The following is a 20,690-nucleotide window of genomic DNA, read 5'->3' on the forward strand; positions in this document are numbered from 1 at the left end:
AAGGCTTTTTTTTCTCCTGAAAATCCTATCTTTACACCAAATAACAGTGTCATGATAGAAAACCTCACCATATCCATATCCTTCAGCGAAGTAGAGGAAGCCCATGTCGGAAACTATTTCCACCTTTCCGAAATGTCCGGCGAGTTTCTGATTATCCAGAAACCCGACAATACCTTCTACTTCCTTTGTTCCAATGATTGTGACATCGTGGGCATCTGCCAATCCTTTGATTGGTATATTGTATCAAAAGACGCTTTTAATGACCGCCTGATAATCGGCATTGGTTTGTCGGATAAAGAAAGCATCAACGGAGAACTCTATCGTGTACAGGATGAAACCACGCTCATCCTTTGGCGTGACATACTCCGCTTTACTTTCGAGAGCGATTTCGTGCGCCAGTTCTTCCCGTACAATACTCACTTCAAAGGCAAGATGCGTATCGACGGAGCACTGTGTTTCTATATTCACGATTATTACCCGACCAGATGCAAGGACATATCGGTATTCGACAGAAAGACGAGTAATCTGGTATTTAGATTTAAGGAAGGCCGACAAGCAGCCCTTGTCGCCAAGATCTTCTCTCTTTGTATCGCCCGGATGCCGTTCTTCAAAGAGAAAGCCGCCAACGCCGTGCTGATTCCCATACCGGCGGCAACCCGTGAACGGAACATCACCCGTTTTGCCCGTTTTTGCAGCCTTCTCTCACATCGGCTTAAAGTTGTGGACGGTTTTCGTGCCACATGGATAAAAGAAGACCGTGAGCAGATGAAAGGAACTCACGGACAAGACAAATTATCCAACTTGATCTTTCATCCCGATTATTTTAAAGGCCGGGACGTATTTTTAATAGATGACATTATCTCTTCCGGCGAGAATTTCACGCAAATGAAACGCAAACTGATACAACTCGGCGCAAAATCCGTTACCGGTTTGTTTTTAGGTAAAACAGTAAAATCTGAAAATCAAAAGTAATATGGCAATCAAGAAATCCCAGATCGAAAAATGGATAGTCGCCCAAAAGAAACACCGGCTATCGGATACCCATGTACAAATGGCACGTGAACTTGGACTCAACCCCGACAAACTCGGCAAGATAGACAACCACCGGCAAGAGTCGTGGAAAGCCCCCTTACCGGAATTTATAGAAGAGATCTTCTATAAACGTTTCAAAAAGGAACGTCCTGATATAGCCAAGCCCCTGAAACAAATACTTAAAGAACAGGAAATAAAGGATAAAGAAAAAAAGAAGGAAAAAGAAAAACGGCGTAAAGAGCATGAACAGGAACAGATGAATAACGGAACGGATGAAGTTCTTCCATTCTAATCCTCAACCCCGATAGCGGAATAAAAGCCGCATCATTATCGGTAGAAAGAACGTTCCCATTTCTCCGAAACCGGAGCGATCTTTCATCCATACAAAATCGTAGAAAAGTGTTGTACAAGCAAGCGTGATGAATCCCACATTGCCCGGTACAACACCTTTCTTTTTTCCGTTTTTGAAATAGGAAGGCTTTTATTATTATCTGTATATTTTTACTCTCTGATTTCCTCAAAGGCAATATCTATCGCATCATAGTAATTGCCGTCATTAACGCTCAACGCAGCAACAAGGCTGTTCAATGTCCGAACTGCGTCCAAACGCTTTTCCGTATCATTTTCATCCGGATTACTCAAGACATCTATCGCACAGGTCAAATGCCCTTTCATCTCTTGCAATGTAGATAAACTCTGAATGGGAAACAGATAGAAAAGCCCATCTTCTGAAGACCGGACTATTCCTTTCAGGGGAGTCGATTGTAAATCCATAACAATAAGGTTATTATATTAAATTGACGTAACGCTGCCAGTCACAAGTCCAAAGCATCGCCAAACGCTCAATACAGAGTGAACCGACAGGTTACGTCAAAGTATAACCTATCCGGTTCATTTACCTCTGTATTTTTGAAATTGGCGATTTCTGGACTACGGTAAACGAACACATTACACGATGCTATTCGCATCGCTAACACAAAGGTAGAAATTTTTTCGTATTAATCACCGCTTTATGCATAAAGGATTTATAACACAACGATTCTAAGCAAAGTTTAAGGCTAACTTCCTTCGGGGTATTTCTCTCACTGTTTTCAGTAGCCATCACTCCACATTTAAAACAAAGGAACGAATTAAACTAACTTATTCAAGTGCAAAGGTACTTCGGGTTCTTAACGGAAAAACAAGGTCAAGCCGTTCCGGTTTTGAAAAAAATCTTCCCTGCGCCATAAATGGCACGAGGTATTTTTTCCAAAAACCTTGTTTTTCCTGAACCCTACCTTTTGACGCACATGAAATAAGTCAGCTCAACTCGTCAATGCATAAAAAAAATGTCGTGATTATGAAAACAGCAAGAGAAATACATAACGGAAATAAGAACAGACTCAATCTGCCTCTGCATAAATTGTTTGGCTGGTCGGTTCGGCTCATTCTTTCAGGCTTCTGTTGGAGTTTGTACGGTGGCAGTCTTTTGGCGTGGTTTATCGGTCTGTGGCTCGTAAAAGAACTGATAACGGACGTGATCCGCTTCGCATGGGGTTGTCTGGTTTCCATTCTTTCCTTTGCTGTCGTAGTCGGGATTATCATTTGGTTATTAATACTTTAATACACACAGTTATGACAATGGATATTACAAAATCAGTAGCGTTCACCGGACACCGTTCAGAACGTATCCTCCAAGTCCGTATGCTGTATCTTTATCTGGATATAGTTTCGCAAGTGAAAAGGTTGTATAGTCTGGGCTATCGTTACTTTCTAAGCGGAATGGCGGAAGGCTTTGATTTGCTTGCAGCCCAAGCGGTAGCCGACCTCAAAATGGAATACACGGATATTCGGCTCATTGCCGTTGTGCCGTTCCGCCGGCAGTCAGACAGATACCGCCCGGAGAACAAGTCCTTATACGACCGGATAATGAAAACTGCCGATGAAACGGTCATTCTCAGGGAAGATTACTGCAAAGAGTGCTTCCATCACAGGAACGACTACCTGATTGACAACTCCGAAATCGTCCTGGCCTATTGGGACAAGCAGCCCTATGGCGGTACTTATTATACCGTAGGAAAAGCACGGATGATGAACAGAAACATTATAAACCTTTATAAATAAAGCCTTATGAAACGATATAGCAGGACTGTCGCACAACAGTGCAGATATTACGAGGTAAACAACATTTTCGAGTATATGGTGGAAACCTACCTGAACGGCAACATCACCACTTTTGGAGAACTTTACCGGGAATTGTGTAAAGAGGCGAGAAAAGATTTTATCGACTTTCTTCTCAGTGAGGTAGAACCGATATACTGGAGAGAGATTTTAAAGATGACTGTCTAATGAATAAATCAGGAAAATATGAATGTAACATTTGAAACCGTAATTTGTGCATGGGATGAGAAAATCCCTGCACTCCTTATCCGACTGGTAAATACCCTTCTCTTTTGCCGGACGGAAGAGGAACTCCGCCAATCCATTGACAAACTTCGGGAAACGACCGAACTGGACGATTTTTTCACCTACGGCTATGGCTCACACCATTTCTGGTGCAACCAGCGCATTTCCAAAGGAAGCGTGCAGTTCATCCAAAGCCGGTTATTCATTGCGACATTTTAATCCTCTAATACATAAATGACATGAAGCCAATATTTCAAATGACACGAGAAGAGAAATTGCAGGAGATTGTAGAATACAGTCCTTGCAGGGTGGAACGCAGCACAGTCCTCCGTTACTTGTTGGCACTACGCCGCAATGACACGGAACAAATCGCCTATTTCGAAAGTTTCGGCAAGAGTGTACGACATATCATACTCAATGTACGCACGTATGAAAGAGGGCTGATTTTCGGCTATGTCGGCAAGCGGTTCAACGAACACGGTTGGATTAATGGTATGTTACCGATAGTTGAAGAAATCAAATTGGATACTTCCAACACGATCCATATCGGGCAATCCGTTGACGGGACGTATGCGGTATCCATCGACTGGTGTACCGGCACAGCCGGAGGCGGCAGCCACCCGTACGTTTGGGATGAGCCTGTCAGAGATTATAAGGAAGCTGTCCGGCAAGGCATCCGCCTGTTGGAACGACAATACAACAAAGCGGAATGTTGGTCTGTTTCCGACAGAAGCAATTACAACCCGAAGGTTATCCGCAGTCTGAAAGAAAAACTGTTGGAACTCAAGCGGAAATACACACAGCCCCGACAGTTAAGCCTGTTTTAATATTCACAAACTATAAAATCATAAGTTATGGCAACAAAAATGAACGAGAACGGAGTTTCAACCTGCAAGGCGGGTGAGAAATATGAAAAATTCCAAATGACCGTAAGACGGAAAAGCCGCACGTTTTACCATTATGATTACAGGGACACGGCAGACAACGAACTTTTCTCCTGTGTGAAGCCCACATTGGAAGAGTGCAGACAGAAACGTGATGAATGGTTGATTCAAAAACAAAGAAAGTATATGACAGAACAATAAATATCTGAAAAACAAGATATAATAATATGTAATAAGATTGAGAGAGAGTTATTAACCATTTGCACCAAAGAACTCTCCTTGCCGGTTGTCTGCAAGGAGAGTTCACATGTCATAGTTTTATTCCTTTTCTTTTGATTTGTCTGACCGGTGAAAAGTTGAACTCTTTCAACCTTTTGTCAAAGGAAACCGTCACATCTTTCATTACCCCCTTCGGAGTCCAAATTTCCTTAACAGGCAAAGCCTTCCCGTCATACAGTTTTTTTATCTGCCCGATAGAGAACTTTGTGCCCGTGCATTGTTCCATTTTGTGATTGAGAGAATATACGTTACAGCTGTTTTTGACAATATCGGGAATCAGTTCCGGTTGCTTTTTCAATAGTTCCGGATACCACTTTTCCGCTTGAAGGCAGATTTCCGCACTTCTTTTATCGGGTGGGATGTTCAGAAAACTTTCCGGTACATTTTTGTCCATTCCCGCAAGATATGCTTTTTCAGTCTTTAAATCATACCTTATGCTTTTCAACTGCAATGCCGAATTATAGGTATCGGCGGCAGCCTGACAGACCATTTTTTCCGTCTGCAGGTGTACCGGCACAGACGAAATTGCATAGCCGTCCCTGCTTACAGCATATTCCGCCATCCGGTCATCTATAATGTTCCACCGGACAGAACGCATCAAATCCGAACATCTCCATTTCCCTTCAAGCAATTTCATAATCTCCAGACAAATGTCGGGATAAGGAACATAGGGCAACAGCACAGCCGGATCGTGCTTTACTTTAGATAATGCGGTACGGCAGATTTCCGGTGTTCTCATGCCTTCAGGCACATATTCCAGAGTCTTTCCGTTCCGTCTGACCATCTCCTCATATACCTCCAAAGGTATGTCGTCTTTCGGCAGTGCCTCCCGGAGATACCGGTCATCTTCCAGAATCAACGGCAAAAAGCACTTCAGTACCCCACAAGGCATATCATGTATGGAATCGGGTTTGTTTGTCAGAGCCATACCGACAATCTCGTAGGAGAACATTTCTTCCGGTACATGACGCACATTGGCACTGTCGGCATTGACAGCGTGCCAGCATACATTCTCAGTTTTACGTTCCGGAGGAAGATCCCGAAAATATCCGGGATTTTCCTGTACTGATTTTATATCCGCATCTTCCTGTTTCCTATCCATGCTCGTTCATTAAAGGTTTTATCAATTTCCTCATGTCATCAGCCATCCGGCTCTCTTCATATTTGGAACGGTTCAGATTCTCAAACACAATCTGTCTTGGGAGGACTTTCCAACAAAAGTAACTTGATCCGAAATAGGCAGCGTTCTTTTCCGTAAACTGGATACGTTTGTCGAACAACAACATCTGCATCTCCTTTTCTCGGAACAAGTGAACCGGTGCACTGCTGTTCAGCCAAAGATTGGAAAGCAGTAACGCAAACGGCTTGCCGAGTGCAAGGCAGCGTTCCACAACCTTCTGTTTGATACTGAACGGAGGATTGGAAACAATCAGATCCCACTCTTCCGGCTCGTAAACGAAGAAGTCCTCACCGGTAAGGATATGGGAGTGAACCACTCTGATATCGGCGGCTTTCAGCGCAAGCACGTACTCACTATGCTCTGTATCAAACGGACACCAGACTATTTTATTTCCGGGTATATATTTGATTATAGGAGCTACCGCATAAGCCGGAGTATACTGCTCGTCGCTGCTTTTTTTCGGGGTATATCCGGCATAAATCATTCGGTATCCTCCTTTTCATCTTCCTCTTCATTATTAAAGGCAAAAGACTTTTGTACAACCTGACCGAAGGAATCAAGAATGTAAATATCTATTTTCTGCTGGTCTGTGTCAAGTGATTTGTAATAGAGTTTGAACGTTTCTTCTGGTAACGGATACAGGTCGTTTGGCAATAGCACCGTACCGTCCTCCATGCGAAGTTCCCCTTTGCCTGTCGGTTGGAAGTACCTGATGAAGTATTTGGTGTCCTGATACTCGCCGCTTCTTACAAGCTGACAACGGATTTCCGCTTCCTCGCCCTTTACGATTGTCGTCTGCACCGGCAAGGTCGCCAGATCAAACTCATACACCTGCTGAACATCCAATTTGTCAGAACAGGCGGTTACACATATCACACCGACAAGCATGAATGTAACAACAAACAATGTTTCTATCATCTTTTTCATACACATTAAAAATTTAATCGTTTAAAACAGTACTATTTCTGATGCGTTCCGCTACGGCACGTACCACAGGTACGCTCACGGCATTGCCGAGCATCGCATACCGGTTGGCTCGTGAGATTTCTCTCACTTCCCCGTTGATAATTCCGTATCTGGTAAAATCATCGGGAAAGCCTTGCAAGCGTTCGCACTCCACTTCCGTCAGCATACGGATTCGGGATTTCTGTTCTTCGTTCGGCTGTCCGTCAAAAGTTTCCCCCGGTTGCAGGTTTATCAGATAATTGCCGAAATTGGGCTGTTTGTAATAGTTACGTGTTATCGTTCCGCAGGTATGGGAATGAACCGTGTCTTTCCTGCACGGATGATTCACTCCACCCGGCGCAGGGAAAGGAAATACATCTCCGGTACACCGGTCTGCAACACGTCCGACAAGGTAGATTCTCTCTCTGTTCTGGGGTAGAAACCATGCCGTATTAAACAGTTGCCATTCAAGTCGATAACCGCCAATGTCGGCAAACGCTTTGATAATGCTCCAAAAATCTGATCGATGCTTTGCGAAGAAGACTCCCTTAACATTCTCCCAGATAAAAACGTCAGGTCTGAATCTCCCGACGGCTTCGACAGCATACCTGACAAGGGAACTTGCCTCTCCACGCAGCCCGCTGCCGTCGCCGACTGAACTAAAATTCTGGCAAGGGCTTCCGAAAGTGATGATGTCGGGATGTCCGATTTCCACTGTTCCGATTTCTGTAACCGATCCGATATGTTCCGCATAAGGAAAATTGTATTTGAAGTTGGCGATTGCATTTTTTTCTATCTCCGAGAAATATACTTTCTCAAACGAGTATCCGGCAGCCTGCAATCCTTTACTAAAGCCGCCAATACCCGAAAATAATTCCAAAAGAACCATGCCCTAATCAATTATGAATTTGACGCCCACCCCGAACTGGAAATGAAAGTGTCCGCTGTCATTTCCCCAGAGGCAACGCTCACGGGCATGGAACAGCAATACCACCTGATTGGCAAGGTAGGTTTCTATCTCCAGCGATACCGCACCGCCATAGACAAACGCATCCCCGGCACACAGGCGTGAGCCGTCGAACAACGTACTTGTACCCCAATTCACGGTTTCATATCCTGCCAGCACCGAACCGCCGGCATAGCAGAGAAACACCTTGTTGGCATCCGAAAGGAAATTATAATAATAGCCGCCTTCCGCAGTGAATTGGGAAACCGGGACACGTATGTCCTTGTATGGATAATACTTCTGGAGATACTCGCCCCCGAATACCCACTTATGGCAGCCGTTCACATATCTGTCCGTTCCCAGTCCGAAATGGTAACCCAATTCGTTACGTTTGTCCGCAGTGTGAAAACCGTCCGTCATACCGGCGGTAATACGCAGCCCTTTTGTACCGGGCAGGCAACGTTGGGCATGTGCCTTGTCCGTCAGGACAAAGCACAAAAACATACATATAATAACAGATACCCTTTTCATACTATTTCACCTTCAGCTCGTTAATGACTTTGGCACGGATCAGCTCGGCGTTGGTCAGAATAAACCGCTGATGCCTTCCCCCGTTCTGCTCGTTCATCTCGACAACCAGCTGCTTGTCATCCGGAAGGGTGAATTTGGGCAGGGTAAATACCGTCCGTTCCTTGCTTTTTCCATCAACCGCCGTTACATAGTTGAAGGCACGAAGCGGCACGATAACCTGTTCCTGAATGGCGGTACGTTTTGCAATCTTTTTGTCCACCACCTTAAAAGTAACGAAATCAACGGAGAACGGCACGTTGGAAGCGTTTTTCAGTTCCGTATGGAAATAAAGCAGACCGTTGTGCGTATAAATCCCCTTCAGGATATACTGGATGCCGAAGCGCTTGCAGCCGATATGCTTCACCAGACGTTTGTTGTTGTCATAGACGGACTTCATGATCAGCCGTACCAGCAGCGGGGACTCGCTGCCGAGTTCCGTAAGGTAGATTTCCTGAGAGTTGTTCGGCCGGTTCACCGCCTCGCCATCATGGATGAAGTCTTTCATCTCGATATTCAGCTTGGTCGGCTCGTCCGCATACTTCACATTGAATGTATAATAGCTGCCGTCATCCGTGATCACCGCCAGATTCGTTTCACGGGAGAAGTCCCTCAACGCCGCTTTCACCCGAAGTACGTTCTCCGAACCGTCCGCTTTACCGGCAAGAATGTCCGCCGATCCCAGATCCACATACTTGATAGCAGCTGGGAAGATAAGGTGTACCGTTTTATTGAATGTCACCTCCAAAGCGTATGGAGGAACCATCCGGTCGAATGCCACCGGGCGTGTCAGCCCGTCAAACAAATCACCGGTGGACGGACTGCGCCTTGCGTCCTCCTTATCCGGCAGCGGCATGGTTTCCGTTTCTCCGGAATCTGTCGTTTCTTCCGTGTCATTTCCCGTCTTTTCCACTTTCACGGTCTTTTGTGCATACGCACCGGTCATACCAATGGCAAAAGCCATCATTAAAATTACTTTTTTCATGCTTGTTGTTTTTTCTTGATTGATAAATTAATTTTAACCGTTTATTGTCTTGACACGAGCAGTAGCTCGTAATCCGCCTTCAAAGTCGCCTTGGCAGTCCTGAACCTTGTGGAAAGGTATTGCGATGCGCCCTGTATCACCCCTTTGCCCAAGTCCGCAGCCAACTGTGCGCCGGCATTGGTGGAGATGTTGATGCTGCTTCCCATTGCCGAGCCCATGTTGGCCGCCATCTCCTTGACGGCGGTAAGCTCCTGCGATCCCCTGACCTCAATGCCCTTCATGCCCCTCGTGTCATAAGCGTCCAGTTCCACCGGCAGGATTGTTCCCTGAAAGGCAATCGAAGAAACGGTGATTTCCATGCGCTCACCGCTGATTTTCGCCGTGCCGGTCAGTATCGTGTTGGCGGGTATGTACAACTCCCCGGCCTGCACCGGCTCCAGCAGGCGCAGACCCACTTCCTGACCGTCGCTTCCCGAAACTGTTACCGTCCTGTACACGCAGGCACGGATACCGTTCCTTTCCGTACGGCTCCGGACTGTCCCCACCGTGTGGAAACCCATGTTTCTGGGTTTGCCGTACTGTCTGGCAAACTCTTCATCGGACAGGGGTGCGGCCAGCAGGCTGACCACCCGTTCCGTTACCTGCGTAACCGGGCAGACCGGCGTTTTACCCGTAGAGGAGGACACGGCGACCTGTTTGGTTTCACCGCCGCCCGGCATGTACCTTGCCGCCATCTCGTAGGACTTCTCCATCAGCCGCAGTTGCTCCTCGCTGTTTTCTCTGGCCTTGCGCTCTTCCTCCGCCTGACGCTCCAGCTCCTGAATGCGCCATTCCAGTTCCAGTGTTTTCTGATCGTCTTCCGCAGGCCGTGTTTCATAAAAACTGCCCAACTGCCGGTTGATGTCCTGATAGGCATTGGCCGAGGAACGGATAGACGGACTGCCGTTGTCCGTGTCCTCTTCCGTCAGGAATACTTCGTCCGCTGTTGGCTCTTCCTGTTCCAGTGATACCGCCAGATCCTGAAGCGTGTTCATTTTCTCCTTTTGTTTCTTTTCAAAGGCACTTTGTTCGTAGGCGGTCTTTTTATCCGACAGCAGCCCCTTGTCCTCCGGCATCGGAACATCCACGTTGAATCCCTCCCTTAATGGCTCGTCGCTGTCTGAAGGAGCGAATATCAGCCACATCGCTCCCAGAAACACGAGAAAGAACAACGGATACACGAGCATCTTCTTCCGCTTGAGCATCTCTTCCGGAGTCAGAGGTCTGGCCTCTTTCTTCCCCTGTTTCGGCGTTTGCCCTTTCTCTTCCGCCTTTTCAGGCGTTGCAGCGTTCGCCGGTTGCCGTTCCTGATTTTTTAGGTTCTCCATAATCCACCTGGTTTTTAATGTTTATACTATCCTTGTTTATCCCCCTGTACAGCTCCATCCGCCTGATATGCTCCATTTGCAACTGCTCCCCCTCATGCCTGCCGATGCGGTATATCGAAGATACCGTCATGTATATCGACAGACAGCCGAAGCCGGTGAGCATGACCACCACGCAGACGAGCCGTACATCGGGCGACATCCGTCCGCACAGATAGCGGAGTCCGTCGTCTATCCTGTCAGGCACGTACCTGATCCATTTTTTCAATCGGTTCATTTCCTGTCTTTTTTTAAGTTATCGTTCAATGGTTCTCAAATCCCGGTTCTCCACGATATTGAACTGCTCCATCGTGAAGCCGTGCGGGTTATTGTCCGACCTGACCGAGTTCAACAGCCGGCAACGGGTTACAAGGCTCCGTTCCGTGATGTTGCTTGACCTGACCAGCGACTGCCGTGCGTAGGTCGTTACCACATACGGGTAGCTGTTGAAGTCGCACGCCACGCTGTCCACCCGGATGCTCTGGTTGATATTGGCCGAGATTATACGGTTGTAATACCCCTTTTCCTCCCAGTCCTTGTAGTAGCGGAACGCACTCTCGTCGCACAGGAACAACGCCCTGCGGATATTCGACTCGATAGCCGCCTTGTCGGGCGACAAGGTGAAAAACAGCTCGTGAAAACGCCGGATATGTTCTTTCGCCTCCACCGGCCTGTTCTGCGAAAGGTCTTGGGAAAGAGCAAGTATCAGGGACTTCCCATTGTCCAGCACATAGATTTTCTCCCTCTGCCGTTCGGCGAACCGGTAGGAACTCCAGAGAGCATAGCCGGTAACCAGAGCACAGAGCGAAACGAACACGATACCCATCGTGCGGATTTGCCGGAAGCTCGTTTCTATATTCTTCAAACTCTTAAATTCCATATGTTTATAAGATTTTATATTGGGTTATCTGCCTCTTAACTTGCCGGCTACATGACCGACGGCTGCACCGGAAACAGCGGCAGCCGCACGTCCGCCCTTCAATGACCACGAGTTGACCTGCTTGCCGTAGTTGCCGGCTCCCGATGCCTGAATCACCCATGTGGATACTGTCGGAATGGTGAAATACCCCACAATGGCTATCAGCATGAAGATGATGTAAGCGGAATTGTTCACGTCGGGCACATAGGCGGGATCGCTCAGTGCGGCGATGTCCTTTTCGATCATCAGTACCTGAATCCTTGCCAGCACGGAACTGAACAGGTCGGATATGGGCAGCCACAGATAGATGCTGATATACTGGCAAATCCATTGGATCATCGTATTGTGGAAGCCGTCGTACACCGATATGGCGAACGACAGGGGCCCCAGAATGCTCAATACGATCAGGAAGAAGGTTCTCAGCGTGTCCAGTACCAGCGAAACCGACTGGAACAGCAGTTCCAGAAAGCTGCGGAGAAAATTGTTCACGCCCTGCCTGGCCTGGTATTTGAAGCGTTCCGCCGCCATGCCCGCCATCGCTTTCAAGTCCGAAGGCGACCATCCCAGATCCTCGATCTGGCGTTCATATTCCTCGTTGTCGACCAGATACGCCGTTTCCGGATTCCTTGTCATCGCCTCGTATTCCAGCTTCTGCCGCTTCTCGGAATACTCCCGTATGTTCAGCGTCTGGCCTTCCATTATATCGTGGCAGCCGGTAACCACAGGATTCATGATGCCGTTGAGAGTTCCCAGAACGAATGTGGGGAAGAACATGATGCACGCACCCAGACAAAAAGGTCTGAAGAGCGGGTAAATGTCAATCGGCTCGGCTCTCGAAAGAGCCTGCCACACCCGTGAGGCCACATAGAACAGTGCACCCAGTGCGGCCACTCCGGTAGCCACACCCGTGATGTCCGAACAGAGCGGCATCATCTCGTCATAAAGGTTGCGCAACACTTCGTGAAGGTTGCTGAAAGTTTCCTCGCCCGTCATGTCACCAGTATTTTTGATTGTCCGTTCCGTACAAGTCCAGCACCCTTCGGGTATCGTTCTTCTTTTTTGCACGCAGGTAAGAGATGCCGATGTTCCGGTTCGTGTAATACCTGACCAGATTGCGTTGGTTTCTTACGTCACGGTACACACGGTCGATCACATCCATGCGCTCCTTATCCGTCATGGAAAGGCTGGTGGAGGTTACGACCGTCTTCATCTCGTTCAGCATACCGCTGCTCTCTTCCAGCATCTTCGCATATCCGGAAGCGATTGCCGAAAGCTCGTCCGGCGTATAGTTCTCGTCCGTCAGCATTTTCTGGAAAGAGTTTACATAGATGTCCGATATTTCACCGACCAGAAGAACGGTCTGCTGTACCTTGCGGGCATCCTTAACCAGATTGTTGACCGCTTTCAATGCGTCGTAATAACGCTTCCCCTGTTCGTAGATCTTGACTGTTTCCTGAAAATTCTTCACCATATTTTCTGCCGTCGTCGTGGTCTGCACCACATTGCGGGTTGTATTCACGATGCTTTGTGCAAAGTTCGAGGGATCGAACGTCACCCATTGTGCCTTTACTGCCATAATCGGGCAAAGAAGCCCGGCCAGGCAGACAGCCATAATTCGTTTCATGTCTTTTAAAATTTTAATGTTGAATAAATCGGATAGTTGTTCCTGTCATTTACGGGAGAACCGGAGTTCTCCATTTTCCCTATGAGTCATCCGCACGTACATAGATCCCTTCGGTAGCCAGCACCAGCCGGTCTTCCTCCCGGTCATAAGCGAGCTGCACCCTCCCCAGCAGGTCTGCCCAGATGATGCCGCCGCTTTGGTGGATCGTGCCTACCACCACCGCATCAAGGTGGTAGGTCAGGGCAATCTTGTATGCGCCACCGTCACGGAATACGGTAACGGGCGGCGACTTGCGGTTGCTTTTCCACTCCCCGCATATCCAGTAGAGCGGAAACAAGGTTTCATACTCCATAGGCATTTACGGTATTTCATTGCTTTGATTCCGTTTCTTTTCCGCAAGCCTTCGGATAGCCAGTTCGATATTGCCGTCCAGCTGTTTCGCCAGTTGTTCCACTTCCACCTTCTCGCTCTCTTCGGTCGTGTAGCACAGATATTCTTCGGGCGATACCTCCGTGGCGTACACCGTTGACTGTACGCCCCCCAATCCGAACCAGACCTCCTTGTATTTGCGTTTCGGGTCATTGGACATGTTCACCGACAGGATCTGCGCCTTTTCTTTGTCCGTCAGTCCCAGCAGGGACTGTATCTGCGAGAACTTGTTAAGGTACTTCCTCTGGTCAAGCAGAATCTTGCAGTCGCTGTTGTTCACTATGGACTCCTTTACGATAGGCGAGGAAATGATGTCATCGACTTCCTGCGTCACCACAACAGCCTCTCCGTAAAATTTGCGGACAGTCTTGAAAAGATAGCGGATGTAGTCCGCCATCCCTTCCTTGGCGATAGCCTTGCCGGGTAGGTCAGGGGCATTACTGCCCCTTTCCCCCCTCAGAACCGTACGTGAAAGTTTCCAATCATACGGCTCAAGCGGTGTTAAATTTCTATTTAATAGAAACCAGCTCATAGTTACATCTTATTAGTTTGAATGACTTTTCTTCTACAACTGTCATGCAACAGGAAATTTACTTTCTTGCCGTTGACTGTTTGTTGGGAAGTTCCCCAAGGATGTTCCTTGTCTATGGGTTTACCACATACGGGACATAAATGGTTCTGTCTTTCCCACATGTACAGCAACGATTTCCTACCGTTGAGCGACTGTAGCATCTTGTAAGTCTTGCGCTTTTCAAAATACTCTGTCCATTCGGGGTCAAAGGGATTTGCTTCACCTTTTACCTTGACATATCGGGTAATCTTTGTGTCATACAGCCTCTTTAGTGCAATCCTGTCATCAGTCTTGCCTTTCTTGAAGTTTGCCACGAAGCACCAGTTACGGTTTTTTACCCGTGTAAAGTATCGTTCGGCAATCCAATATTTGCCTTTCTTGGGGTGTCGTCTCTTAGCCCATTGCCATAACTTTTCAAATATCAGGTAGTCTGCTTTTCTGAATGTGTCAGAAGCCACACAATTCTTATAGTAGTTTACCCAGCCTGTTATCACAGGATTCAAGAACCTTATGAGTGATTCCTGTTTGCTTCCTTTATTGGAATCAATGATTCCCCGGATTTTCTGCATGAATTTCTTCAGGCTCTTTTTGGACGGTTTGATTAGAAGCACTCCTTTGTATTTTCGGATATTGTACCCAAGAAAATCAAAACCATCATCAATGTGTGTAATCTTTGTTTTCTCTTCCGACAGGGTCAGCCCCCTTTCTTTAAGAAAATCCACCACTAACGGTTTGATTTCTTCCAAAGCTTCCTTGCTTCTGCCTGTGATGATAAAATCATCCGCATAGCGTACAAGATGTACTTTGGGATAGTAGGTCGTTTTCCTGTTTATACATTTCTTGTGATACTTCTCTGCAAGCATAGTTTGCAGTCCGTCCAGTGTCATGTTCGCAAGAGTTGGTGAAATGATACCGCCCTGTGGAGTGCCCTCTTCCGTGGGGAATAGCTCCTTGTTGAAGACGAAACCGCATTTGAGCCATTTCCGCAGCATCACTTTATCCATAGGGATATTGTTCAGCAACCAGTCGTGGCTGATGTGGTCGAAACAGCCTTTGATGTCACCCTCCATAATCCACTCAGGGGAAGCTTTCTTTGCAAGGACGCAAAAGCACTGTTCCCTTGCATCTCCAGTACTTCTTTCTTTGCGGAAACCGTAAGAATTACTGTCAGCGGTTGTTTCAGATACAGGTTCCAACGCAAGCAGATATAATGCCTGCATAGCCCTGTCTTTCATTGTTGGGATTCCCAATGGACGTAGTTTCCCGTTACTCTTTTTGATATTGACCCTTTTTAATGGCTGGGGTTTGTAACCTCTTCTTTTCAGTTCACCGATAGCCTTGAATTTGGCATTGGAAGTTGACCATTTCACCTTGTCAACGCCTGCGGTGTCACTGCCACTGTTTGATGTAACTCGCTTTACGGCTAAAGCCTTAGCGTAAAACGAATGCGTCAGCACCCACTGCAAGGATTTCACCCTGCCGTGTTTGCCCGCCTTTTGAGCTTTTACAATACGTGCTTGTAGCTTATTAACCGCTATCTTGCACTTGTTCCAGTCTATGCTTTCCCAAGTGTTCCATTTCCGGTCAGTAGATGCACACGATGTTTTAATTTCGTTCATTTGCTTTTCTTCTTTAATAAGTTCTATAAGTTTCTTGTAAAACATCCACCATGCGGAAGTCTGCCCACTTTCGTGTGAGGTGATGTTTCAACCTCTATCCGTCCCATTACAGGACGGCATTCGCTTTCTCCGCATTCCTCTGCCCGCACTCCATTCGGCTTCACTTACGGTCTGCTTACCTGTTGTTACACAGGAGAAGTACGGGTTTACCATGTTTCTTGTATATGACAAACGAATGGGTTAGAATCCGTCTATCCGCCGGCAGTCGTTATGTCCGTGTAACCTTAGCATGGAGAAGGTTATCCGACTGCGTCCCTTTTGGGTTAGAGCCCAGTATCATTAGCGGCTCATTCGAAGTTACGACGTTTATCAACGGTTCACATTACGTTATTCATACCATTCAGCCTAGCTCCCCTGCCATTCGATACTAACGGCAGTTGTAATCCCCTCACGGTTCAAACTTCTCCTTTCGGAAGGGCTTCATTGTTGGTTCTGTTACCGCACGGGTTCATTGCTTAATACCGCACGTTCCCATAGGCTACTGTTGACGGAACAACAGGTTCAATCATTCTAATTCCAACTCGTGGAATGAAAGTTGAACAATCATATACAAGACTTACATGTCACAACCACGCTTCCTCTATGATGATCATCTTGCGCACTCCCTTCAAACGGCGCATCTTGTTGATAAACAACTCCATGATAATGATAGTCGTCACCGGGAAAAGAATGGGGTGATCTTTGATTTGATCGATTTCGAATACGATAAACCGCTTGCCGAGCAAGTCAAGCTGCTTGTCGGAGTTAAGCAGAAAATCATATTCTCCGCCACGGTAATAAGGCTCCAATACATTCAGGAAACCCGCAAGGTCGAAATCCTTTTCCCGTACCTGCTTCTCTTCCAGAATCTTTCGGTAGTCCGTTTTTACGAACTCGTAAAAGGTGTTGAACGAGGGAATGATACTTTCATTCTCCTTGATACGCCTGATATACAGAGCCACCGCATTGGATAATGCTACTTCTTCCGAACGTGTCGCCGGTTCATTGTCCTTTTTCCAGAGTGTGAGGATCAATGTCTTGATACTCTCACGTTTCTCTATATCGAAAACTTTATCATCCGTGAAAAAAGGATTGAACGCTATCGGGTTTTCGTCCGTATAAGTAAAGTAGATACCATCCTTGCCCCCGGTCTTTTGATGTATCAGCGAGCAAAGCCCTTGGTAACTGTTTCCCGTGTCGATCAATACCACGTGTGTGCCCTGTTCATAATATTGCCTTGCCAAATGATTCATAAAGAATGATTTGCCGCTTCCCGAACCGCCTAATACGAATTTGTTTCGGTTGGTGGTGATTAATCCGTACCAACATTTATTTATTTAATACTGAATATCAGTTAATTATGGTATAAAACACATCAATATTAATATTTTTAAAGCATACAATTTGCATACAAATAGAGTGATTATAAGAAAACAGAAAAGGATATTTGTTGTTAAGGGGTAAATGTGGTAGGAGATGTTTTTATATCTGTTTTCTCTCGTTTTTCAGTGAAAAATAGACATGATACTGGCAAAAAGAGAAAGAAACTCTGTTTTTCTTTTTTCGCCAGCATATATAATTTGCTGTCTAAATAAGTTTAGTTCGTTTTGGATATACAGACAAAGAAACGTACTAAACCTTTGAACTTAAAAATATAACAAACATGTTATGTTACATACTTTTTTGAATATTTAAACAATGTAGTTAAGTACTATCAAGCATATTTCAGGCATTTTTTATACATTTGCACCAATGACAAGTAAATGATGACTGAATTTAATTCATATATGAGCAATATAGACATAGATTTTTTTAAAGAATTGTGTCTAAAACATGGAGAGTTACGACATTATAAAAAGAATGAGTTTATTCTCCATGAAGATGATGTATGTTCTTTCTTCGGGTTTATCTTGTCAGGTGTAGTCAAATACAGTTGTACCAACCGGACAGAAAACAAGCCGTATAATGTCGGTTTTTCCTTTCCAAATGAATTTATAGGCGATTACCCCACTTGCTTATATGGCATGAAATCAGAATTGAATATACAGGCAATAATCCCGTGCGAGATTTACATCTGTTCTTCTGCATTCTTACAGCAAAAATTCGAGGAGAACAAAGAAAGCCAACGGATAGCCCGTATCGCAGCCGAACAGATGTTTTTCCAATCATATTCACGTTATTTGGATTTATTCAGATTCACACCGGAAGAGCGTTACCTCCAACTTTTAAAAAAATGCCCTGCAATCCTTCAAATGGTATCACTAAAAGAAATAGCATCCTACCTTAAAATTACACCCGTACACATGAGCCGAATCAGACGCAAGCAAAGTCTTGACAACAAAAAATAAACATAGGTTTAGAAATTTACATTCATAACAATATTCCAAGAGTATCTTAATCTGCCAAAGGATTCTTCTTTTTATCTTTGTCTTATCTTTGGTTGGTTCAACGAAGAAACAAAATAAAGATTGAATGAGTTAAACAAAAAATAAAAAAGAGAATATGAAAACAAAAGAAATTCTTGGAATACTTATGCTATTCCTCTGTACATTCTGTTTTATAAACTGCGATGATGATAATGAACAGACAAATGAATTAACCCCCGAAGCACTTTATCAGACTTCATGGCGTGGAACAGGGCATTGTGAGGCTTGGACAGTACAAAATATGGGGGTCGGTATGCAATTTGTAGATACTCAGAAAGGGAAAGTAAATTGGGAAGGTTACGATGAAATTGATATTACTTATACAATAGAAGGGAAATATATCACATTTAATAGCAATGCTTTATATTTGGGTGGAGCCCCTTGGATTATCAAAAGCTATACCCAAAAACATATAACCATTATACAGAATGAAATTAGTCCAGATAAAGAGAAAGTAGCTACGATTGAATTAGAGAAAATAGATTAAACTGAATCATGGAACATTAAGTTGCATAAATGTATGCTATAACAGAACAAAGAGAACCGTGAGATTCGCAAATTGAACAAAGAAAGGATGAAAGAACATATAAATACCTTGTAAACAAAGGGGAAAATGCAGATTCATCTAATATTCCTTTATGTGCTATTATCGAGCTGGTCTATGGACTGAAATACAAGGAAAAGAGATTCACCTTGTTCTCTTACATAGGATTGGTTATTGGGATAGGATGACAATTTATATGCTACTGCTAATAAGGTCAATGTAAATCAAAGTAATATGAAACTGAAGTATATATTGAATGCTATACTATTTGTTTTGGCATTATCTTTTTTGTCTATGTGTATATTTAAGACTACAGAGTTAAGTTTAAAATGTATGCAATTTGCTGTATCTATCTCTTGTATAGGAGCAATGTTTTCTACAAAAAGCAATAGATACATATTTGCATCTATTGCTTTAATCATTATAGGAATATCTTTTTTACTTTAGATGTCCATAATAACGATAATGATTTGATTGTTGCTAATGTCTTTATAATAGTATCTGTCAAGCATATTTACTTTAGCAAACGCCTCCCCCTCAGGTGCAGTTCCTATTCACTATTAAATCATTGCCTAATCATCATCCAAACAATCCAGCGGATTGGGGATTTTTGCTTTTCAAATTAGACTATCCGCAAATATAGGAAAAGTGCAGTACACCACGAAGATGCACTGCACTTTTCTCCACATATTGTGCGGGCTTTAACATTTACAGTTTGTATCCTTTGTTTTCCCGGTTTATGGCTTACCCAGTCGGTTGGCTTCCTTTTTCAACCGCTCGGCTTGTTCATTGAGCAGCCTTGCACGTTCCAACGCTTCCGCCTGCTTCCTGCTGCGGAATTCAAAATCCGTCACCGAATCAGTCAGGTTTTGGATGAAAGCGTTATCCCGTTCCCTACTAAAATTCGTTTCCAGCAAATCAAGGCAGCCCCCGTCCGCTTCCCCTTTCATCAGAATGTAGCGGTATTTCATATCGTTGTCCTGCAACTGCTGCATTCGTCCAGCCAAACGGACATTCAGGAACAAAGAAACGAAACAGACAACCAGCCCTGCCAAAAAAACAAAAAGTTTCGGATGTAACAAACCGCTTATCCTCCGGGACAACGATGCAGGTTCGGTTTCCGCTTTTTCAGTTGTGCGCTCCTTACGGTAAGAATCCAACGCATCCAGCATTTCTTTCAGACAACGGTAGGTAGCCGTTACAAATTTCCTCACTTCTCCGATGGATTGCTGCTGCTCCTGTTCCGCATTCCTTATGTCGGCAAGTTGGCTTTGGATAGCCTGCAATTCCTTTTCGGGAACAGCCGGGCTACTGTGGAGTTCCGATAATGCCTGCTCGATTGCTCCCAACCGTTCGAGAGTTTCCTCCCGGCTGGCTGGCGTTACCTGTGCTTCCTGCTTCCCTTTCAGTTCCGTAACCATAGAGAGAAGCCCCTCTAAAATCAAATAGTCTTCCATGTCTTTACAGTTTAAGTCGTTTTTTCTTCTTCTTTCTCAAATTGAAATTAGGTTCTTCATCCACTGGGGGAGAAGAAGCGGAAAACAGACCGAGCGAACCAGTTATCAACGGACTGTCAGCCTTGCCCGGTACAGGTGCTTGTTCCCGAACGGGCGCGAAAGTTATTTGCCGTTGGCTTCCGGCAACATTCATTCCTGCATACCCGAAACATTTGTCCAGTTTGGAAAAACTGAAACTCCGGTCTATCTCCGAACCCTTGAACGTGTATTCACCTTTGGAAAAGGATATGCCCTGTATCTCGTCGGTCTGTCCCTTTCGTTTGAACCGGACGGTAATACCCTTTTCTGCTAACCGCTCCTGTAACTGCTGCCAGTTACGGGATTTGCCGATTTCGTTCTTCACAGCCGTGTAAATCTCGTATTTCGACTTGTCCGGCTCTTTCAGTCGGTGCTGCT

At 45.4% G+C, this 20,690-nt stretch carries 26 protein-coding genes and 2 pseudogenes; 10 read left to right on the forward strand and 18 right to left on the reverse strand.

What is annotated here, in order from left to right; genetic code table 11:
- Positions 1 to 51 precede the first annotated feature (51 nt).
- Both E5342_RS13560 and E5342_RS13565 read left to right on the forward strand, forming a co-directional pair.
- Entirely contained in the window at positions 52 to 972 is a 921-nt protein-coding gene (locus E5342_RS13560) for a ribonucleotide-diphosphate reductase subunit beta (protein WP_122268179.1), read from the forward strand.
- Position 973: 1 nt separating this feature from the next.
- The gene (locus E5342_RS13565) at positions 974 to 1,324 is read left to right on the forward strand and encodes a hypothetical protein (protein ID WP_135959564.1); all 351 of its coding nucleotides are present in this window, start codon (positions 974 to 976) and stop codon (positions 1,322 to 1,324) included.
- Positions 1,325 to 1,533: 209 nt separating this feature from the next.
- Here the strand turns inward: E5342_RS13565 and E5342_RS13570 are convergent, their stop codons facing one another.
- On the reverse strand, positions 1,534 to 1,806 hold the full coding sequence (locus tag E5342_RS13570) for a hypothetical protein (protein ID WP_135959565.1): 273 nt from the start codon (positions 1,804 to 1,806) through the stop codon (positions 1,534 to 1,536).
- 565 nt (positions 1,807 to 2,371) lie between these two features.
- Here E5342_RS13570 and E5342_RS13575 point away from each other — a divergent pair.
- Genes E5342_RS13575 through E5342_RS13600 form a run of 6 tightly spaced genes read left to right on the forward strand, consistent with a single transcriptional unit; the run spans position 2,372 to position 4,502 of the window.
- Complete coding sequence (locus E5342_RS13575; protein ID WP_117702383.1) at positions 2,372 to 2,635, forward strand: hypothetical protein; 264 nt, start codon at positions 2,372 to 2,374, stop codon at positions 2,633 to 2,635.
- An 11-nt stretch (positions 2,636 to 2,646) separates the two neighbouring features.
- Complete coding sequence (locus tag E5342_RS13580; RefSeq protein ID WP_168354493.1) at positions 2,647 to 3,135, forward strand: SLOG family protein; 489 nt, start codon at positions 2,647 to 2,649, stop codon at positions 3,133 to 3,135.
- A gap of 6 nt (positions 3,136 to 3,141) precedes the next feature.
- Positions 3,142 to 3,360 carry a hypothetical protein gene (locus E5342_RS13585; protein ID WP_005643512.1) on the forward strand — a complete coding sequence of 73 codons (219 nt, stop codon included), beginning with the start codon at positions 3,142 to 3,144 and terminating at the stop codon, positions 3,358 to 3,360.
- A gap of 18 nt (positions 3,361 to 3,378) precedes the next feature.
- A complete protein-coding gene (locus tag E5342_RS13590) occupies positions 3,379 to 3,636 on the forward strand; it encodes a hypothetical protein (protein WP_135959566.1) in 258 nt (85 codons plus the stop codon).
- A gap of 20 nt (positions 3,637 to 3,656) precedes the next feature.
- Positions 3,657 to 4,244: a hypothetical protein gene (locus E5342_RS13595; protein WP_135959567.1), complete on the forward strand. Its 588-nt coding sequence runs from the start codon at positions 3,657 to 3,659 to the stop codon at positions 4,242 to 4,244.
- A 27-nt stretch (positions 4,245 to 4,271) separates the two neighbouring features.
- Positions 4,272 to 4,502, forward strand: coding sequence for a DUF3873 family protein (locus E5342_RS13600; protein WP_117702337.1), 231 nt, complete (start codon positions 4,272 to 4,274; stop codon positions 4,500 to 4,502).
- 109 nt (positions 4,503 to 4,611) lie between these two features.
- Here the strand turns inward: E5342_RS13600 and E5342_RS13605 are convergent, their stop codons facing one another.
- The 15 genes and pseudogenes from E5342_RS13605 to E5342_RS13675 all read right to left on the reverse strand — a co-directional run.
- Positions 4,612 to 5,682: a hypothetical protein gene (locus tag E5342_RS13605; RefSeq protein WP_135959568.1), complete on the reverse strand. Its 1,071-nt coding sequence runs from the start codon at positions 5,680 to 5,682 to the stop codon at positions 4,612 to 4,614.
- On the reverse strand, positions 5,675 to 6,244 hold the full coding sequence (locus E5342_RS13610; RefSeq protein ID WP_135959569.1) for a tRNA (adenine-N(6)-)-methyltransferase: 570 nt from the start codon (positions 6,242 to 6,244) through the stop codon (positions 5,675 to 5,677). Before E5342_RS13610 ends, E5342_RS13605 begins: the two co-directional genes overlap by 8 nt.
- Positions 6,241 to 6,687, reverse strand: coding sequence for a DUF3872 domain-containing protein (locus E5342_RS13615; RefSeq protein WP_168354494.1), 447 nt, complete (start codon positions 6,685 to 6,687; stop codon positions 6,241 to 6,243). Before E5342_RS13615 ends, E5342_RS13610 begins: the two co-directional genes overlap by 4 nt.
- A 13-nt stretch (positions 6,688 to 6,700) precedes the next feature.
- Complete coding sequence (locus E5342_RS13620) at positions 6,701 to 7,594, reverse strand: DNA cytosine methyltransferase (RefSeq protein ID WP_135959570.1); 894 nt, start codon at positions 7,592 to 7,594, stop codon at positions 6,701 to 6,703.
- Between the two features lie 3 nt (positions 7,595 to 7,597).
- Positions 7,598 to 8,182, reverse strand: a complete 585-nt coding sequence (locus E5342_RS13625) for a conjugal transfer protein TraO (protein WP_034535967.1) — start codon at positions 8,180 to 8,182, stop codon at positions 7,598 to 7,600.
- Between the two features lies 1 nt (position 8,183).
- A complete protein-coding gene (gene traN, locus E5342_RS13630; protein ID WP_135959571.1) occupies positions 8,184 to 9,203 on the reverse strand; it encodes a conjugative transposon protein TraN in 1,020 nt (339 codons plus the stop codon).
- Positions 9,204 to 9,244: 41 nt separating this feature from the next.
- Positions 9,245 to 10,570: a conjugative transposon protein TraM gene (traM, locus tag E5342_RS13635; RefSeq protein ID WP_135959572.1), complete on the reverse strand. Its 1,326-nt coding sequence runs from the start codon at positions 10,568 to 10,570 to the stop codon at positions 9,245 to 9,247.
- A complete protein-coding gene (locus tag E5342_RS13640; protein WP_117702332.1) occupies positions 10,518 to 10,844 on the reverse strand; it encodes a TraL conjugative transposon family protein in 327 nt (108 codons plus the stop codon). Before E5342_RS13640 ends, traM begins: the two co-directional genes overlap by 53 nt.
- 18 nt (positions 10,845 to 10,862) lie before the next feature.
- Entirely contained in the window at positions 10,863 to 11,486 is a 624-nt protein-coding gene (gene traK, locus E5342_RS13645; RefSeq protein WP_005651612.1) for a conjugative transposon protein TraK, read from the reverse strand.
- A 24-nt stretch (positions 11,487 to 11,510) separates the two neighbouring features.
- Positions 11,511 to 12,518, reverse strand: a complete 1,008-nt coding sequence (gene traJ / locus E5342_RS13650) for a conjugative transposon protein TraJ (protein WP_135959573.1) — start codon at positions 12,516 to 12,518, stop codon at positions 11,511 to 11,513.
- Between the two features lies 1 nt (position 12,519).
- Positions 12,520 to 13,149, reverse strand: coding sequence for a DUF4141 domain-containing protein (locus E5342_RS13655; RefSeq protein WP_005651616.1), 630 nt, complete (start codon positions 13,147 to 13,149; stop codon positions 12,520 to 12,522).
- 79 nt (positions 13,150 to 13,228) lie between these two features.
- Positions 13,229 to 13,501, reverse strand: coding sequence for a DUF3876 domain-containing protein (locus E5342_RS13660; protein WP_016661987.1), 273 nt, complete (start codon positions 13,499 to 13,501; stop codon positions 13,229 to 13,231).
- A 6-nt stretch (positions 13,502 to 13,507) separates the two neighbouring features.
- Positions 13,508 to 14,110 carry a TraG family conjugative transposon ATPase gene (locus tag E5342_RS13665; protein ID WP_135959574.1) on the reverse strand — a complete coding sequence of 201 codons (603 nt, stop codon included), beginning with the start codon at positions 14,108 to 14,110 and terminating at the stop codon, positions 13,508 to 13,510.
- Positions 14,111 to 14,112: 2 nt separating this feature from the next.
- A complete protein-coding gene (ltrA, locus tag E5342_RS13670) occupies positions 14,113 to 15,768 on the reverse strand; it encodes a group II intron reverse transcriptase/maturase (RefSeq protein ID WP_135959575.1) in 1,656 nt (551 codons plus the stop codon).
- A gap of 629 nt (positions 15,769 to 16,397) precedes the next feature.
- Positions 16,398 to 17,120, reverse strand: a pseudogene (locus E5342_RS13675) (TraG family conjugative transposon ATPase); the annotation flags it as partial.
- Positions 17,121 to 17,573: 453 nt separating this feature from the next.
- Between E5342_RS13675 and E5342_RS13680 the strand changes: the two are divergent.
- Both E5342_RS13680 and E5342_RS13685 read left to right on the forward strand, forming a co-directional pair.
- Positions 17,574 to 18,155, forward strand: coding sequence for a Crp/Fnr family transcriptional regulator (locus E5342_RS13680; protein WP_008645841.1), 582 nt, complete (start codon positions 17,574 to 17,576; stop codon positions 18,153 to 18,155).
- 154 nt (positions 18,156 to 18,309) lie between these two features.
- On the forward strand, positions 18,310 to 18,720 hold the full coding sequence (locus tag E5342_RS13685) for a hypothetical protein (protein WP_007656455.1): 411 nt from the start codon (positions 18,310 to 18,312) through the stop codon (positions 18,718 to 18,720).
- A 794-nt stretch (positions 18,721 to 19,514) separates the two neighbouring features.
- Here E5342_RS13685 and E5342_RS13700 read toward each other — a convergent pair.
- Both E5342_RS13700 and E5342_RS13705 read right to left on the reverse strand, forming a co-directional pair.
- Positions 19,515 to 20,234, reverse strand: coding sequence for a hypothetical protein (locus E5342_RS13700; RefSeq protein WP_007656452.1), 720 nt, complete (start codon positions 20,232 to 20,234; stop codon positions 19,515 to 19,517).
- A gap of 4 nt (positions 20,235 to 20,238) precedes the next feature.
- A pseudogene (locus E5342_RS13705) lies at positions 20,239 to 20,690 on the reverse strand (relaxase/mobilization nuclease domain-containing protein); the annotation flags it as partial.

Source organism: Parabacteroides distasonis, from assembly GCF_004793765.1.
In the GTDB taxonomy this organism is placed as follows: Bacteria; Bacteroidota; Bacteroidia; order Bacteroidales; family Tannerellaceae; genus Parabacteroides; species Parabacteroides distasonis_A.

What these genes read in the sequence shown, in the direction of transcription:
- E5342_RS13560 (WP_122268179.1), top strand. Translation starts at nt 52, where the DNA reads ATGATAGAAAACCTCACCATATCCATATCCTTCAGCGAAGTAGAGGAA.
- E5342_RS13600 (WP_117702337.1), top strand. Translation starts at nt 4,272, where the DNA reads ATGGCAACAAAAATGAACGAGAACGGAGTTTCAACCTGCAAGGCGGGT.
- E5342_RS13640 (WP_117702332.1), bottom strand. Translation starts at nt 10,844, where the DNA reads ATGAACCGATTGAAAAAATGGATCAGGTACGTGCCTGACAGGATAGAC.
- E5342_RS13575 (WP_117702383.1), top strand. Translation starts at nt 2,372, where the DNA reads ATGAAAACAGCAAGAGAAATACATAACGGAAATAAGAACAGACTCAAT.
- E5342_RS13680 (WP_008645841.1), top strand. Translation starts at nt 17,574, where the DNA reads ATGACTGAATTTAATTCATATATGAGCAATATAGACATAGATTTTTTT.
- E5342_RS13605 (WP_135959568.1), bottom strand. Translation starts at nt 5,682, where the DNA reads ATGGATAGGAAACAGGAAGATGCGGATATAAAATCAGTACAGGAAAAT.
- E5342_RS13615 (WP_168354494.1), bottom strand. Translation starts at nt 6,687, where the DNA reads ATGAAAAAGATGATAGAAACATTGTTTGTTGTTACATTCATGCTTGTC.
- E5342_RS13655 (WP_005651616.1), bottom strand. Translation starts at nt 13,149, where the DNA reads ATGAAACGAATTATGGCTGTCTGCCTGGCCGGGCTTCTTTGCCCGATT.
- E5342_RS13685 (WP_007656455.1), top strand. Translation starts at nt 18,310, where the DNA reads ATGAAAACAAAAGAAATTCTTGGAATACTTATGCTATTCCTCTGTACA.
- E5342_RS13585 (WP_005643512.1), top strand. Translation starts at nt 3,142, where the DNA reads ATGAAACGATATAGCAGGACTGTCGCACAACAGTGCAGATATTACGAG.
- ltrA (WP_135959575.1), bottom strand. Translation starts at nt 15,768, where the DNA reads ATGAACGAAATTAAAACATCGTGTGCATCTACTGACCGGAAATGGAAC.
- E5342_RS13700 (WP_007656452.1), bottom strand. Translation starts at nt 20,234, where the DNA reads ATGGAAGACTATTTGATTTTAGAGGGGCTTCTCTCTATGGTTACGGAA.
- E5342_RS13625 (WP_034535967.1), bottom strand. Translation starts at nt 8,182, where the DNA reads ATGAAAAGGGTATCTGTTATTATATGTATGTTTTTGTGCTTTGTCCTG.
- E5342_RS13590 (WP_135959566.1), top strand. Translation starts at nt 3,379, where the DNA reads ATGAATGTAACATTTGAAACCGTAATTTGTGCATGGGATGAGAAAATC.
- E5342_RS13610 (WP_135959569.1), bottom strand. Translation starts at nt 6,244, where the DNA reads ATGATTTATGCCGGATATACCCCGAAAAAAAGCAGCGACGAGCAGTAT.
- traK (WP_005651612.1), bottom strand. Translation starts at nt 11,486, where the DNA reads ATGGAATTTAAGAGTTTGAAGAATATAGAAACGAGCTTCCGGCAAATC.
- E5342_RS13665 (WP_135959574.1), bottom strand. Translation starts at nt 14,110, where the DNA reads ATGAGCTGGTTTCTATTAAATAGAAATTTAACACCGCTTGAGCCGTAT.
- traJ (WP_135959573.1), bottom strand. Translation starts at nt 12,518, where the DNA reads ATGACGGGCGAGGAAACTTTCAGCAACCTTCACGAAGTGTTGCGCAAC.
- E5342_RS13580 (WP_168354493.1), top strand. Translation starts at nt 2,647, where the DNA reads ATGACAATGGATATTACAAAATCAGTAGCGTTCACCGGACACCGTTCA.
- E5342_RS13620 (WP_135959570.1), bottom strand. Translation starts at nt 7,594, where the DNA reads ATGGTTCTTTTGGAATTATTTTCGGGTATTGGCGGCTTTAGTAAAGGA.
- traN (WP_135959571.1), bottom strand. Translation starts at nt 9,203, where the DNA reads ATGAAAAAAGTAATTTTAATGATGGCTTTTGCCATTGGTATGACCGGT.
- E5342_RS13570 (WP_135959565.1), bottom strand. Translation starts at nt 1,806, where the DNA reads ATGGATTTACAATCGACTCCCCTGAAAGGAATAGTCCGGTCTTCAGAA.
- E5342_RS13595 (WP_135959567.1), top strand. Translation starts at nt 3,657, where the DNA reads ATGAAGCCAATATTTCAAATGACACGAGAAGAGAAATTGCAGGAGATT.
- E5342_RS13660 (WP_016661987.1), bottom strand. Translation starts at nt 13,501, where the DNA reads ATGGAGTATGAAACCTTGTTTCCGCTCTACTGGATATGCGGGGAGTGG.
- E5342_RS13565 (WP_135959564.1), top strand. Translation starts at nt 974, where the DNA reads ATGGCAATCAAGAAATCCCAGATCGAAAAATGGATAGTCGCCCAAAAG.
- traM (WP_135959572.1), bottom strand. Translation starts at nt 10,570, where the DNA reads ATGGAGAACCTAAAAAATCAGGAACGGCAACCGGCGAACGCTGCAACG.